Origin of the sequence: Pseudomonas sp. P97.38 (assembly GCF_001269745.1) — a bacterium.
In the GTDB taxonomy this organism is placed as follows: Bacteria; Pseudomonadota; Gammaproteobacteria; order Pseudomonadales; family Pseudomonadaceae; genus Aquipseudomonas; species Aquipseudomonas chlororaphis_E.
Window position 1 is genome coordinate 1 of sequence record NZ_LHVJ01000016.1, and the last position, 13,473, is coordinate 13,473.

14 protein-coding genes are annotated in these 13,473 nt (G+C 61.2%); 11 read left to right on the forward strand and 3 right to left on the reverse strand.

The window, feature by feature from the left end; translation table 11 throughout:
- A partial coding sequence (locus AD664_RS13000) for a transposase (protein ID WP_157061567.1) occupies positions 1–210 on the reverse strand: 210 nt, incomplete at its 3' end.
- 491 nt (positions 211–701) lie between these two features.
- Here AD664_RS13000 and ssuE point away from each other — a divergent pair.
- The 8 genes from ssuE (at position 702) to AD664_RS13045 (ending at position 7,160) form a co-directional block, all read left to right on the forward strand.
- Complete coding sequence (ssuE, locus tag AD664_RS13010) at positions 702–1,295, forward strand: NADPH-dependent FMN reductase (protein ID WP_042730186.1); 594 nt, start codon at positions 702–704, stop codon at positions 1,293–1,295.
- Between the two features lie 91 nt (positions 1,296–1,386).
- A complete protein-coding gene (locus AD664_RS13015) occupies positions 1,387–2,352 on the forward strand; it encodes a sulfonate ABC transporter substrate-binding protein (RefSeq protein WP_053147096.1) in 966 nt (321 codons plus the stop codon).
- 25 nt (positions 2,353–2,377) lie between these two features.
- Complete coding sequence (ssuD, locus tag AD664_RS13020; protein ID WP_053147097.1) at positions 2,378–3,526, forward strand: FMNH2-dependent alkanesulfonate monooxygenase; 1,149 nt, start codon at positions 2,378–2,380, stop codon at positions 3,524–3,526.
- Positions 3,527–3,533: 7 nt separating this feature from the next.
- Complete coding sequence (ssuC, locus tag AD664_RS13025) at positions 3,534–4,316, forward strand: aliphatic sulfonate ABC transporter permease SsuC (RefSeq protein WP_047735815.1); 783 nt, start codon at positions 3,534–3,536, stop codon at positions 4,314–4,316.
- Positions 4,313–5,119, forward strand: coding sequence for an aliphatic sulfonates ABC transporter ATP-binding protein (ssuB, locus tag AD664_RS13030; RefSeq protein ID WP_053147099.1), 807 nt, complete (start codon positions 4,313–4,315; stop codon positions 5,117–5,119). Before ssuC ends, ssuB begins: the two co-directional genes overlap by 4 nt.
- A 105-nt stretch (positions 5,120–5,224) precedes the next feature.
- A complete protein-coding gene (locus tag AD664_RS13035) occupies positions 5,225–5,440 on the forward strand; it encodes a molybdopterin-binding protein (protein WP_003177394.1) in 216 nt (71 codons plus the stop codon).
- A 188-nt stretch (positions 5,441–5,628) separates the two neighbouring features.
- Positions 5,629–5,946, forward strand: a complete 318-nt coding sequence (locus AD664_RS13040; RefSeq protein ID WP_042729323.1) for a hypothetical protein — start codon at positions 5,629–5,631, stop codon at positions 5,944–5,946.
- Complete coding sequence (locus tag AD664_RS13045) at positions 5,946–7,160, forward strand: type II toxin-antitoxin system HipA family toxin (protein WP_053147102.1); 1,215 nt, start codon at positions 5,946–5,948, stop codon at positions 7,158–7,160. Before AD664_RS13040 ends, AD664_RS13045 begins: the two co-directional genes overlap by 1 nt.
- A gap of 12 nt (positions 7,161–7,172) precedes the next feature.
- Here AD664_RS13045 and AD664_RS13050 read toward each other — a convergent pair whose 3' ends face one another.
- Together AD664_RS13050 and AD664_RS13055 are read right to left on the reverse strand one after the other, a co-directional pair.
- Positions 7,173–7,808 carry a TetR/AcrR family transcriptional regulator gene (locus AD664_RS13050; RefSeq protein ID WP_053147104.1) on the reverse strand — a complete coding sequence of 212 codons (636 nt, stop codon included), beginning with the start codon at positions 7,806–7,808 and terminating at the stop codon, positions 7,173–7,175.
- A 326-nt stretch (positions 7,809–8,134) separates the two neighbouring features.
- Positions 8,135–9,511, reverse strand: coding sequence for a glutamine synthetase family protein (locus tag AD664_RS13055; RefSeq protein ID WP_042729320.1), 1,377 nt, complete (start codon positions 9,509–9,511; stop codon positions 8,135–8,137).
- 278 nt (positions 9,512–9,789) lie between these two features.
- Here AD664_RS13055 and AD664_RS13060 point away from each other — a divergent pair, with 278 nt between their 5' ends.
- Genes AD664_RS13060 through AD664_RS13070 form a run of 3 tightly spaced genes read left to right on the forward strand, consistent with a single transcriptional unit; the run spans position 9,790 to position 13,389 of the window.
- Entirely contained in the window at positions 9,790–10,566 is a 777-nt protein-coding gene (locus AD664_RS13060; protein WP_042729319.1) for a gamma-glutamyl-gamma-aminobutyrate hydrolase family protein, read from the forward strand.
- A 40-nt stretch (positions 10,567–10,606) separates the two neighbouring features.
- Positions 10,607–11,965, forward strand: coding sequence for a glutamine synthetase family protein (locus AD664_RS13065; protein ID WP_042729318.1), 1,359 nt, complete (start codon positions 10,607–10,609; stop codon positions 11,963–11,965).
- Between the two features lie 59 nt (positions 11,966–12,024).
- On the forward strand, positions 12,025–13,389 hold the full coding sequence (locus tag AD664_RS13070; RefSeq protein WP_053147106.1) for an aspartate aminotransferase family protein: 1,365 nt from the start codon (positions 12,025–12,027) through the stop codon (positions 13,387–13,389).
- Positions 13,390–13,473 lie beyond the last annotated feature (84 nt).

A 13,473-nucleotide genomic window follows, 5' to 3' on the forward strand; every position in this document is an offset into this window, starting at 1 on the left:
GAAACCTGCCTCCTGCAGTGCTGCCATAACCTTTCGTTCATAGCCGCCCGTGGCTTCCAGTAACACCCGGCCAATCGTGTATTGGCTTAGCTGTTCGACCAGCTGTGCAAAACCCTCAGACGTATTGGGGACCTCATAGCCTTGGTTCTGTGGTCGAACCCAAACGACGAGATTTGATTTGGATATATCGATACCGACCCAGGAAATCATGGCAAAACCCTCTTACACTCAGAAATGAGAGTGCTCTGGCTTTGCCCACGCTTGTGATTCGAGTGCCGCTCGTACAACTGTTCGGGCTTATGGGCCAGAGTAGAAAGGTAGATGGCAGCTTTGCTCCCACTCGTGCTTCAAGCACCGCGGACTCACAGCTTGCCATCTACCCCTCTCACCCCAGAGTTTATTCCCTTACTCAGACACAAGCGGGCTTGCTCGCGAAGGCGGTGTATCAGGCGACATTTCTTGACCTGACCTATCGCCTTCGCGAGCAAGCCCGCTCCCACAGTGAAACGCTGTGCACCAAGGGTTTTGGCCGTTTCGACGGCCTTTTTTTATGCCTGGAGGAGCGTCGTTTTCATATTCATCTAAAGAATAACCAAATGAATAAATATGATTTAAAGATATATGAATCCCCTGTTATGGTTTGCTTCATGCAGCGAGATCGCCCACCGCGAATCGCACGTGACAGTTAAGGAATGGCAGGCATGTTGGTCGTCTCACTCGGTGGCAGCCCCAGCCAGCGCTCACGCTCCGGGGTGTTGCTGGAACGCTCGCAACGTTGGTTGCAGCAGCAAGGTGTGGAAGTGGTCAGTTATCAGGTGCGTGATTTTCCGGCTGAAGACTTGCTCCATGCCCGTTTCGACAGCCCCAAGGTGGTTGACCTGCTCCAGCAGATCGACAACGCCGACGGCCTGTTGATCGCGACGCCCGTGTACAAGGCGTCTTTTTCCGGCGCGCTGAAGACGCTGCTGGACTTACTGCCGGAGCGGGCGCTGAGCCACAAGGTCGTGCTGCCCATGGCCACCGGAGGCAGCATCGCCCACATGCTGGCGGTGGACTACGCCCTCAAGCCGGTGTTGTCGGCCCTCAAGGCCCAGGAAATGCTCCAGGGGATCTTTGCCGAAGACAGCCAGATCGCCTATGGCGAAGGCACTGCCCAGGCGCAATTGGCGCCGGCCCTGCAACAACGCTTGAACGAAGCCCTGGAGCAGTTTTTCAGTGCCATGGCGCGGCGGCCCAGGCCGCTGGACCCACACGTCTTGAATGAACGCCTGTTGAGTGCTCGCTGGAGCATTTGACCCCGTGTAAACCCAGTTTCAACTCACCTTACTCAGCCGCCAACGGCCAAGCAGGTGCAGCCACACCCCCACAGCAAAAAGGAGAGGCGCCATGCGCACTGTCATTTTGCGTCGCGGGCTGGTCGCTCTGTTTGCTGCGGCTGTGTCCTTCGGCGCTATTACCCAGGCTCAAGCCGAGACCTTGCGGATCGGTTATCAGAAGTACGGCACCCTGGTGCTGCTCAAGGCCAAGGGCACCTTGGAAAAACGCCTGGCCGCCCAAGGCGTGGATGTGCAATGGACCGAGTTTCCCGGCGGCCCGCAACTGCTTGAAGGCCTGAACGTCGGCTCCATCGATTTCGGCGTGACCGGTGAAACCCCGCCGGTGTTCGCCCAGGCCGCGGGCGCCGACTTGCTCTACGTGGCGTATGAACCGCCCGCGCCCACCAGCGAAGCGATCCTGGTGCCCAAGGGGTCGCCCATCCAGTCGGTGCAAGACCTCAAGGGCAAGAAAGTCGCGCTGAACAAGGGCTCCAATGTCCATTACCTGCTGGTGCGGGCGTTGGAAGATGCCGGTCTGAAATACACCGACATCCAGACCGTTTTCCTGCCACCGGCCGACGCCCGTGCCGCGTTCGAGCGTGGCAGTGTCGACGCCTGGGTGATCTGGGATCCGTACCAGGCCGCCGCCGAACAACAGTTGCAGGCGCGAACCCTGCGCGACGGCCAGGGCATCGTCGACAACCACCAGTTCTACCTCGCCACCAAGCCCTATGCGCAGCAGCATCCTCAGGTCATCGCCGCCCTGGTGGACGAAGTGCGTGCCGTGGGGGAGTGGTCCAAGGCCAATCCTGAAGACGTGACCAAACAGGTGTCGCCGCTGCTCGGCCTGCCTGAGCCGATCACCCTGACCTCGATGAAACGCCAGGGCTTCGGTGCCTCGTTCCTCACACCCGACGTGGTGGCGGCCCAACAGAAAATCGCCGACAGCTTCTACCAACTCAAGCTGATACCCAAGCCCTTGAGCATCAAGGACGTGATCTGGACGCCTCCGGCGACCGTTGCGAACGCGCAGTAATCCGACCCCCTTAGGAGACCACTCCATGAGCCTCAACATTTTCTGGTTCCTGCCCACCCACGGCGACGGCCATTACCTTGGCACCGCCGAAGGCGCCCGCGCCGTCGATCACGGCTACCTGCAGCAGATTGCCCAGGCCGCGGACCGACTGGGTTTCGGCGGCGTGCTGATTCCCACCGGACGCTCCTGCGAAGACTCCTGGCTGGTGGCGGCCTCGTTGATTCCCGTGACTCAGCGCCTGAAGTTTCTCGTTGCCCTGCGCCCCGGGATCATTTCCCCGACGGTGGCGGCGCGGCAGGCCGCAACACTGGACCGGTTGTCCGGCGGGCGCGCATTGTTCAACCTGGTGACCGGTGGCGACCCGGACGAGCTGGCCGGCGACGGCCTGTTCCTCGACCACGAGGCGCGCTACCAGGCGTCGGTGGAGTTCACTCGCATCTGGCGTCGGGTCCTGGAAGGCGAGACCGTGGATTACGACGGTGAGCACATCAGCGTCAAGGGCGCCAAGTTGCTCTACCCGCCGATCCAGCAACCGCGTCCGCCTTTGTATTTCGGCGGCTCTTCCGAAGCGGCCCAGGACCTCGCCGCCGAACAGGTGGAAATGGTGCTGACCTGGGGCGAACCACCGGAGGCCGTTGCCCAGAAAATCGAACAGGTCCGGACCAAGGCTGCCAAGCTGGGCCGCACCGTGCGCTTCGGCATCCGCTTGCACGTGATCGTTCGCGAAACCAATGCCGAGGCCTGGCAGGCCGCCAACCGGTTGATCTCCCACCTGGACGACGACACCATCGCTCGCGCCCAGGCCTCCCTGGCGCGCTTCGACTCGGTGGGCCAGCAACGCATGGCCGCCCTGCACGGTGGTCGGCGCGACAAACTGGAAGTGAGCCCCAACCTCTGGGCCGGTGTCGGTCTGGTTCGTGGCGGTGCCGGCACGGCACTGGTGGGCGATGGTCCGACTGTCGCCGCGCGGGTCAAGGAATACGCCGATCTGGGGATCGATACGTTCATCTTCTCGGGTTATCCACACCTGGAAGAGTCCTACCGCGTGGCGGAACTGTTGTTCCCGCACCTGGACGTGGAGCGTCCGGAACTGCCCAAGAGCCAGGGCTACGTGAGCCCGTTCGGGGAAATGGTCGCCAATGACATTCTCCCCAAAGCCGCCGCACAGAGCTGAGGCGGCCATGAAAAAACTTATCCACAACCTGGCGCCCTGGGCGGTGCCGCTGCTGTTGCTGGCGGTGTGGCAACTGGCAGTGTCGGCGGGCTGGCTGTCCACGCGGATCCTGCCGGCGCCGGTGGCGGTCATCGAGGCCGGGGTAAACCTGGTGCGTAGCGGCGAGATCTGGACGCACCTGGCTATCAGCGGCTGGCGGGCGGCGGTCGGTTTCGCCATCGGCGGCGGTATCGGCCTGATCCTGGGCTTTATCACCGGCCTGTCGAAATGGGGCGAGCGCCTGTTGGACAGCTCGGTGCAGATGGTCCGCAACGTCCCGCACCTGGCGTTGATTCCGCTGGTGATCCTGTGGTTCGGCATCGACGAGTCGGCGAAGATTTTCCTGGTGGCGCTGGGCACGCTGTTTCCCATCTACCTCAACACCTATCACGGCATCCGTAATGTCGATCCGGCCTTGGTGGAGATGTCCCGCAGCTATGGATTGTCCGGCTTCAGCCTGTTTCGCCAGGTGATCCTGCCAGGTGCCTTGCCGTCGATCCTGGTGGGGGTGCGGTTTGCGCTCGGTTTCATGTGGTTGACGCTGATCGTGGCGGAAACCATCTCGGCCAGCTCCGGCATCGGCTACCTGGCGATGAATGCCCGGGAGTTCCTGCAGACCGACGTGGTGGTGCTGGCGATTCTTCTGTACGCCGTGCTGGGCAAGCTGGCCGACCTTGCCGCCCGCGGGCTTGAACGAGTCTGGCTGCGTTGGCACCCGGCCTACCAAGTGAGCAAGGGAGGTGTCGCATGACGGCCCAACAACCTCCGCGCCTGCTGCGAGGCATCCCGCTGGCGGTGCGCAAGTTGCAGAAAACCTTCGGCACCCGTCCAGTGCTGCGTGACATCGACCTGCATATCCCGGCCGGGCAGTTCGTGGCGGTGGTCGGTCGCAGCGGCTGTGGCAAAAGTACTTTGCTGCGCTTGTTGGCCGGCCTCGACCAACCCAGCGCAGGTCAATTGCTGGCCGGCTCGGCGCCGTTGAGTGCCGTGCAACAGGACACGCGGTTGATGTTCCAGGAGGCGCGCTTGTTGCCCTGGAAAAAAATCATCGACAACGTCGGTCTTGGGCTCAAGGGCAACTGGCGGCCGCAAGCCTTGCAGGCGTTGGAGGCCGTCGGCCTGGCCGACCGTGCCAATGAGTGGCCGGCTGCGTTGTCCGGTGGCCAGAAGCAACGAGTGGCCCTGGCCCGGGCGCTGATCCACCAACCGCGCTTGCTGTTGCTCGACGAACCCTTGGGGGCGCTGGACGCCCTGACCCGTATCGAGATGCAGCAGTTGATCGAAAACCTGTGGCAGGCACACGGCTTCACGGTGTTGCTGGTGACCCACGACGTCAGCGAAGCGGTGGCCATCGCCGACCGGGTCATCCTGATCGAGGATGGCCAGATCGGCCTCGACCTGCTCATCGACCTGCCACGTCCACGGGTTCGCGGCTCTCATCGCCTGGCGAGCCTGGAAGCCGAAGTGCTCAACCGTGTGCTGTCCTTGCCCGGCCAACCGCCGGAACCCGAACCCGTTTCACCCTTGCCCACGCAGTTGCGTTGGGCGCAATGAAGCCGCTTCAAGCGGCCAGCGACACGCTGCAAGAAGAGACGCGTGCTTTTCCTTGCAGCTTGTAGCTCGAAGCTTGCAGCTCATTTCGACCCCAGGAGAAATAACATGACTATCAAAGCCATCAACGTGCGCAACCAGTTCAAAGGCACCATCAAGGAAATCGTCGAAGGCGACGTGCTCTCGGAAATCGACGTGCAAACGGCCTCCGGCATCGTCACCTCGGTCATCACCACCCGTTCGGTGAAAGAGCTGGAGCTGGCAATCGGCAGCGAAGTGATCGCCTTCGTCAAATCCACCGAAGTGTCCATCGCCAAGTTGTGAGCGGTGCGTGACCCACGGCCCTGAACGGCGTAAGCCTTTCGGGGCTTTTTTAGCGTCACTAAAAGGCGTTTTATCTAATTTAAAGAGATTTATAAGATCTTTAAGAGTGGATTATTTTTAACATTTATTCTATTTAAGCGGTGCTATAGTCCGTTTTATCAAGCATTAGCAGCTTCAGAGCACCGTTTATGTCTGGATTTTTTCCTATTGATTGTGCCGACACGCTCCACGCCATTGGCCTGCTGGTGAAAAGTCGGCGGCTTCAACACCGGCAGCGGCAGAAAGATCTTGCCGCTTCTCTTAAGCTGTCGGAGCGAACAGTGCGCAAAATCGAGGCGGGCGACCCCACTGTGGAATTGCGCTCATTCATGTTGGTGCTGTGGCAATTGGGGCTGATCCAGGAAGTGTTCCAAAGCCGTCAACAGCTGGAAGCTTCATCCCTTGTGTCCACTCAAGCGCCTCGCAACGCTCGTGTACGTCTGGCCAGTGTAAAGGGAGAATTCTGATGGCCAGGGCCTACATTTATGTTGAAGACCCTCAGACTGGAGAGATCCGCACGCTGGGGCGATTGAGCATCGATAATGGTCGGGGCGAGTTCACCTACGACCCGGAGTATGTTGCCCAGCATCGTTGGGTGCCAGATCCCATCCGTTATCCGTTGCGCATCCAGCCTTTTACCGGCATTGCCACCAACCGCGGCGTGCCCGGTTTCATCAATGATTCAATGCCCGACGGCTGGGGCGAGCGTGTCTTGAGAGACCTTCATCGAGCGGATCTGGAGGCTGTCGATTACCTGCTCAAGTCCCCCAACAACGATCGCGCAGGCAACCTCATGGCCGGGATAAGCCGGCATCCACCCGTTGGCATCGGCCAGGAAGCGCTGCCCTCCCTTAAGGGGTTGTCTGCATTCATCGAGGCTACCGAAGCGATCTTCGATAACCAACTGGATGATGAGGCGATCAAAACCCTCCAGTTGCGCAAACAACGTTCATCGCTGGGGGGCGCAAGGCCCAAGCGTACATTACACGATGAGGGCGTCTTCATTCTTGCCAAGCCCCGTGATCGCTATGACACCTGTGATGTCCCGGCCATGGAACATGCCTGCATGACATTCGCTTCGCTCAAGGGACTGAATGTCGCGAAAACTGCGCTGTACCTCGGTGCGCCCTCGACGTTGCTGGTCAAACGATTCGACCGATTTCCGATTGCCGAGTCCGGCCGTCGGATACCGTTGCTGAGCGGGCTGACGCTCCTGGATGCTGATTGGCGATCCAATGATCGCAGCGCCTGGGTGTATGCCGGGCTTGCCAACGAGATGCAGCGTCGCGGGGTGCCGGATGATGACTTGCGTGAACTGTTCAAGCGCATGTGTTTCAACGCCCTGGTGGGCAATGACGATGATCACCCGAAGAATCACGCCATTCTCTGGCTCGAGGGGCGCTGGCGGTTGGCTCCGATGTATGACGTAGTCCCGGGACTGGAGGGTTCGTCACCACCCTACCTTTCGATGGCGGTTGGTCGCAGTGGGCGAGTGATCAGTCGAGAGAACCTGCTCAGCCATTGCCTGCACTTTGCCTTGACGCCAGAGCAGGCCACCGATGTCCTGGATGAAGTGACCAGTTGGGAGGCAGAGCTTGGCGCGCATTACGCCAGCCACTTGACGGGGGCTGAGTTGGAACTCGCCGTAAGCGCGATGGGCGCTAAACGTATGAAAAGTTGATGACTGAGGGGATCAAGCTGTTTCTCGCTTGGGCAGATACGGCGGCAGGTACAGGCCCAGGTAAGCGTCGAACACCCGCATGCCTTCCTCGGCCATGCGTGGGGTGATCTGCCCGTGTTGCTGCACCGAGCGGGCGTAGACGCGGTCGCCCAGTTCCATGGCCAGGGCGAATACGTCGACGTCGGTGGGCAGGGCCGGCAGGGCGAAATGGCGGTCGAAGAGCTTGTGCATCAGGTCGCTGAGTTCGAGGTCGTGCTGGCGGTCGGCCTGGGTGACCTCGGTCAGGCCATGCTGGGCCAGGATCAATTGGCGGGCGGCGGCGTCCTGGCCGTAGATGGTGAGCATGCGCTGTTCCACCAGCCGTGACAGGTCGTGCCAGTGGTTCAGGGCGTCATGGTCGATGGGGGCTTGCAGGCAGGCGCGGAACGCGGCGTGGACATCGGCGGTCAGGGCTTCGAGCAGGGCCGGGACGCTGGCGAAGAAGTGATACACGGAGGACGGGGGAATCCCGGCGCGCTCAGCGACGCTGTAGATCGACAGGCTGGCCACGCCTTCGGCGGCAAGCAGCGTGCGGGCGGCGTCGAGGATCGAGTCGATCCGGGCCTGGCTGCGTGCGCGGGGTTTGCGAGGGGTGGCGATGCGCGTCATGGGTGGCTCCTGCGGGACTGCGGGCATTGTACGCAGAGCGAGCGGAGGGTCCATAGCGGTGCCTGTGAGGAAAAAATCCCTGTGGCGAGGGAGCTTGCTCCCGCTGGGCTGCGAAGCGGCCCTGACGTCAGTCACTGCGGTGCTTCAAGTTGATCGCTCAAGTCGTTTTTGGGGCTGCTGCGCAGCCCAGCGGGAGCAAGCTCCCTCGCCACGGTCTTGTGTCTGGCCGGACCATTGTGGAGGCAGCCAATTCATCATCTGGGCTGAACAGCCATAAAAAACGCCGCAGCCCGTGAAGGCCTGCGGCGTTTTTTTGCAGCAACCGCTTACACGGTATGCAGGTACCAGTTGTATTCAAGGTCGGAGATGGAGTGTTCGAACTCCTCCAGCTCGCTTTCCTTGCAGGCCACGAAGATATCGATGTATTTCGGGTCGATGTACTTGGCCATGACTTCGCTGTCGTCCAGCTCGCGCAGGGCATCGCGCAGGTTGTTCGGCAGGCTCTGCTCGTTCTGCTCGTAGCTGTTGCCTTCGACCGGCGCGCCGGGCTCGATCTTGTTGACCAGGCCATGGTGCACGCCAGCCAGCACGGAGGCCATCAGCAGGTATGGGTTGGCGTCGGCGCCGGCCACACGGTGTTCCAGGCGCACAGCATCGGCAGCGCCGGTCGGTACGCGCAAGGCCACGGTGCGGTTGTCCAGGCCCCAGGTCGGCGAGTTCGGCACGTAGAACTGGGCGCCGAAACGGCGGTAGGAGTTGACGTTCGGGCAGAGGAAGGCCATCTGCGCGGGCAGGGTCTCGAGCACACCGCCGATCGCGTGACGCAGCGCGGCGTTCTGCTCGGGATCCTCGCTGGCAAAGATGTTCTTGCCGTCTTTGTCCAGGACCGAAATGTGAACGTGCAGACCATTGCCCGCCTGGCCTGGGTACGGCTTGGCCATGAAGGTGGTGTCCATTTCATGGTCGTAGGCGATGTTCTTGATCAGGCGCTTGAGCAGGACCGCATAGTCGCAGGCCTTGATCGGGTCGGCGACGTGGTGCAGGTTCACTTCGAACTGCGCCGGGGCACTTTCCTTGACGATGGCGTCGGCGGGAATGCCTTGTTCCTTGGCGCCTTCGAGGATGTCCTGGAGGCAATCGACATATTCGTCGAGGTCGTCGATCAGGTAGACCTGGGTCGAATGCGGACGCTTGCCGGAGATGGGGGAGCGGGGCGGTTGTGGGCGTCCATTCACGTTCTCCTGGTCGATCAGGTAGAACTCCAGCTCGAACGCGGCACAGATGGTCAGGCCCAGCTCATCGAACTTGGTCACGACCTGGCGCAGGACTTCGCGGGGGTCGGCGAAGAAGGGCTCGCCTTCGAGCTCGTGCATGGTCATCAGCAGTTGCGCGGTCGGGCGCTTTTGCCAGGGCTCATTGCTCAGGGTGCCGGGGATGGGGTAGCAGATCCGGTCGGCATCGCCGATGTCCAGGCCCAGGCCGGTGCTTTCCACCGTCGAGCCATTGATGTCCAGGGCAAACAGGGAGGCCGGCAGGTTGATGCCTTTCTCGTAAACCTTGTGGAGGCTGGTGCGTTCGATGCGCTTGCCGCGCACCACACCATTCATATCCGCAATCAGAAGGTCAACGTACAGAACCTCAGGATGTTCCTTAAGGAACGCGTTCGCTTCGTTAAGCTGAACGGCACGCGGGGGTACCGACATGATGCAACACCTTTGTTGTTAAAAATATCAATCATTGATCTCTTCGAAAGCCAGTCAACCCGAACGGCATGCCGAAGTCAAGCAGGGCCTTTTTTGCCCTAAAAAAGCACTCGCGGGGCTTTTTTGAGGCAATTTAGGGCGTTTTTTTCCCTTTGAAGGTCGTGTCGACCGCGGGCTTGAGCGGGCCGTGTTGTATTTTTTACGGGGGTGTTGTGTAAAAAAATGAACAAGGCTAAGCTCGATTCAAACCCATAACAGCAATAATACCGGGGTGCTTCATGTCTCGCCTGCCGTTAATCGGCGTCACCACCTGCTCCAGGCAGTTGGGCCTGCATGCGTATCACATCAGCGGCGATAAATATTCCCGGGCTGTCGCGACAGCCGCCAAGGGCTTGCCCATGCTGATTGCGTCCCTGGCGGATCTGTTCTCCCCGTCCGTTATTCTGGACGCCCTGGACGGTATTCTCTTTACCGGTTCTCCTTCCAATGTAGAACCTTTTCACTACCATGGCCCTGCCAGTGCGCCGGGCACTGCTCATGATCCTGCACGCGATGCCACCACCCTGCCGCTGATCCGCGCCGCCGTCGAGGCAGGCGTCCCGGTGCTGGGGATCTGTCGCGGTTTCCAGGAAATGAACGTAGCCTTTGGCGGCAGCCTGCATCAGAAAGTTCATGAAGTCGGAACCTTTATCGATCACCGTGAAGACGACACCCAGCCGGTGGCGATCCAGTACGGCCCGGCCCATGCCGTGCATATCCAGCCCGGTGGCGTGCTGGCGGGCCTGGGCCTGCCGCCGGTGATCGACGTCAACTCCATCCACAGCCAGGGCATCGAGCGCCTGGCGCCGGGTTTGCGGGTTGAAGCGAGGGCGCCGGATGGCCTGATCGAAGCCGTTTCGGTTATACAAGGCAAGGCTTTTGCTTTAGGAGTGCAGTGGCACCCCGAATGGGCGGTAAGCTCTAACCCGCACTACCTTGCGATTTTCCAGGCATTTGGCGATGCCTGCCGAGCAAGGGCAATACAACGCGACGCCGATGCGTCAAACAACGCCTGACGACTAATAGCAGTCAGGAAACTCACGCCTAGAGGCATTTATGAGTAACAACCTCGACCAGCTCACCGATTGGTTGAAAGACCACAAGATCACAGAAGTCGAATGCATGATTGGCGACCTGACCGGTATCACCCGGGGCAAGATCTCGCCGACCAACAAGTTCATTGCCGAAAAAGGCATGCGCCTGCCCGAGAGCGTCCTGCTCCAGACCGTGACAGGCGACTATGTCGAAGACGACATCTATTACGAACTGCTCGATCCTGCCGACATCGACATGATATGCCGCCCGGACGAGAACGCCGTCTTCCTTGTGCCCTGGGCCATCGAGCCCACTGCCCAGGTCATCCACGATTCCTACGACAAGCAGGGCAACCCGATCGAGCTGTCGCCGCGCAACGTGCTCAAGAAGGTGCTCAAGCTGTATGCCGACAAAGGCTGGCAGCCGATCGTCGCGCCGGAGATGGAGTTCTACCTGACCAAGCGCAGCGACGACCCGGACTTTCCGCTGCAACCGCCTGTTGGCCGCTCCGGCCGCCCGGAAACCGGGCGCCAGTCGTTCTCGATCGAGGCGGCCAACGAATTCGACCCGCTGTTCGAGGACGTCTACGACTGGTGCGAGTTGCAGGAGCTGGACCTCGACACCCTGATCCACGAGGACGGCACGGCGCAGATGGAAATCAACTTCCGTCATGGCGACGCCCTGTCCCTGGCCGACCAGATCCTGGTGTTCAAGCGCACCATGCGCGAGGCGGCGCTCAAGCACAACGTGGCCGCGACCTTCATGGCCAAGCCCATGACCGGCGAGCCGGGCAGTGCAATGCACCTGCACCAGAGCATCATCGACAAGGACACCGGCAAGAACGTCTTCTCCAATGAAGACGGGACCATGAGCGAGCTGTTTCTGCACCACATCGGCGGCTTGCAGAAGCTCATCCCCGAGCTGCTGCCGCTGTTCGCCCCCAACGTCAACTCGTTCCGCCGCTTCCTGCCGGACACCTCGGCGCCGGTGAACGTGGAGTGGGGCGAAGAGAACCGCACCGTCGGCCTGCGCGTGCCGGATGCCGGGCCACAGAACCGTCGGGTGGAAAACCGCCTGCCGGGTGCCGACGCCAACCCGTACCTGGCCATTGCCGCGAGCCTGCTGTGCGGTTTCATCGGCATGGTCGAAGGCATCAACCCGAGTGCGCCGGTGGTGGGCCGGGGTTACGAACGCCGGAACCTGCGCCTGCCGCTGACCATCGAAGATGCGTTGGAGCGCATGGAAAACAGCGCCACCATCGAGAAATACCTGGGCAAGAAATTCATCACGGGCTACGTCGCGGTCAAGCGGGCCGAGCATGAAAACTTCAAGCGCGTCATCAGTTCGTGGGAGCGGGAATTCCTGCTCTTTGCCGTCTGAAGCGCCGGGCGGGGCTGCTGCGCCAGCCTCGCCCCCACCGATACGAAAGGAGAATCCGCATGACCGGCAACAACCCGCAAACCCGCGAATGGCAGGCCCTGAGCAACGATCACCACCTGGCGCCGTTCAGCGACTTCAAGCAACTCAAGGAGAAAGGCCCGCGCATCATCACCCGCGCCAAGGGCGTCTACCTCTGGGACAGCGAAGGCAACCAGATCCTCGATGGCATGGCCGGCCTCTGGTGCGTGGCCGTCGGTTACGGCCGTGATGAACTGGCCGACGCCGCCAGCCGGCAGATGCGCGAACTGCCGTACTACAACCTGTTCTTCCAGACCGCTCACCCGCCGGTGCTGGAGCTGTCCAAGGCCATCGCCGATATCGCCCCTGAAGGCATGAACCATGTGTTCTTCACCGGCTCCGGCTCCGAAGGCAACGACACTATGCTGCGCATGGTTCGCCATTACTGGGCGATCAAGGGCCAGCCGAACAAGAAAGTCATCATCAGCCGCAAGAACGGCTATCACGGTTCGACCGTGGCCGGCGCGAGCCTGGGCGGCATGACCTACATGCACGAGCAGGGCGACCTGCCGATCCCGGGCATTGTCCACATCGCCCAGCCCTACTGGTTCGGCGAAGGCGGCGACATGAGCCCGGAGGCCTTCGGCGTGTGGGCGGCCGACCAACTGGAGGCCAAGATCCTGGAGATCGGCGTGGACAACGTCGGTGCGTTCATCGCCGAGCCGATCCAGGGCGCGGGCGGCGTGATCGTTCCGCCGGACAGCTACTGGCCGCGGGTGAAGGAAATCCTCGCCAAGTACGACATCTTGTTCGTGGCCGACGAAGTGATCTGCGGTTTTGGTCGCACCGGGGAGTGGTTCGGCACCGATCATTTCGGTTTGAAGCCGCACATGATGACCATCGCCAAGGGCCTGACCTCCGGCTACATCCCCATGGGCGGGCTGATCGTGCGTGACGATGTGGTCGAGGTGCTCAATGAAGGGGGCGACTTCAACCACGGCTTCACCTACTCCGGTCACCCGGTGGCCGCGGCGGTGGCCCTGGAGAACATCCGCATCCTGCGCGAAGAAAAGATCATCGAGCGCGTCCACAACGAAACGGCACCCTATTTGCAGAAGCGTCTGCGGGAACTGAACGATCATCCGCTGGTGGGTGAAGTCCGGGGTGTCGGCCTGCTGGGGGCAATCGAACTGGTTCAGGACAAGGCCACGCGCAAGCGCTATGAAGGTCGGGGCGTGGGCATGATCTGCCGGCAGTTCTGCTTCGACAACGGGCTGATCATGCGTGCGGTGGGCGACACCATGATCATTGCGCCGCCGCTGGTGATCAGCAAGGCCGAGATCGACGAACTGGTGACCAAGGCGCGGCAGTGCCTGGACCTGACCCTCAGTGCGTTGCAAGGCTAAGTGCTAGGCTCTGAGCGAGGCGCTTGCCTCGCCCAGCGCGAACAAAAGGCCGGGCTTGTGTTGAAAGCCTGCCCTGTAACTTGC

Excerpts from the sequence above, each read along its gene's own strand:
- AD664_RS13040 (WP_042729323.1), top strand. The coding sequence starts at position 5,629 with ATGTCTGGATTTTTTCCTATTGATTGTGCCGACACGCTCCACGCCATT.
- ssuE (WP_042730186.1), top strand. The coding sequence starts at position 702 with ATGTTGGTCGTCTCACTCGGTGGCAGCCCCAGCCAGCGCTCACGCTCC.
- ssuB (WP_053147099.1), top strand. The coding sequence starts at position 4,313 with ATGACGGCCCAACAACCTCCGCGCCTGCTGCGAGGCATCCCGCTGGCG.
- AD664_RS13055 (WP_042729320.1), bottom strand. The coding sequence starts at position 9,511 with ATGTCGGTACCCCCGCGTGCCGTTCAGCTTAACGAAGCGAACGCGTTC.
- AD664_RS13070 (WP_053147106.1), top strand. The coding sequence starts at position 12,025 with ATGACCGGCAACAACCCGCAAACCCGCGAATGGCAGGCCCTGAGCAAC.
- AD664_RS13065 (WP_042729318.1), top strand. The coding sequence starts at position 10,607 with ATGAGTAACAACCTCGACCAGCTCACCGATTGGTTGAAAGACCACAAG.
- AD664_RS13015 (WP_053147096.1), top strand. The coding sequence starts at position 1,387 with ATGCGCACTGTCATTTTGCGTCGCGGGCTGGTCGCTCTGTTTGCTGCG.
- AD664_RS13050 (WP_053147104.1), bottom strand. The coding sequence starts at position 7,808 with ATGACGCGCATCGCCACCCCTCGCAAACCCCGCGCACGCAGCCAGGCC.
- AD664_RS13045 (WP_053147102.1), top strand. The coding sequence starts at position 5,946 with ATGGCCAGGGCCTACATTTATGTTGAAGACCCTCAGACTGGAGAGATC.
- AD664_RS13060 (WP_042729319.1), top strand. The coding sequence starts at position 9,790 with ATGTCTCGCCTGCCGTTAATCGGCGTCACCACCTGCTCCAGGCAGTTG.
- ssuD (WP_053147097.1), top strand. The coding sequence starts at position 2,378 with ATGAGCCTCAACATTTTCTGGTTCCTGCCCACCCACGGCGACGGCCAT.
- AD664_RS13035 (WP_003177394.1), top strand. The coding sequence starts at position 5,225 with ATGACTATCAAAGCCATCAACGTGCGCAACCAGTTCAAAGGCACCATC.
- ssuC (WP_047735815.1), top strand. The coding sequence starts at position 3,534 with ATGAAAAAACTTATCCACAACCTGGCGCCCTGGGCGGTGCCGCTGCTG.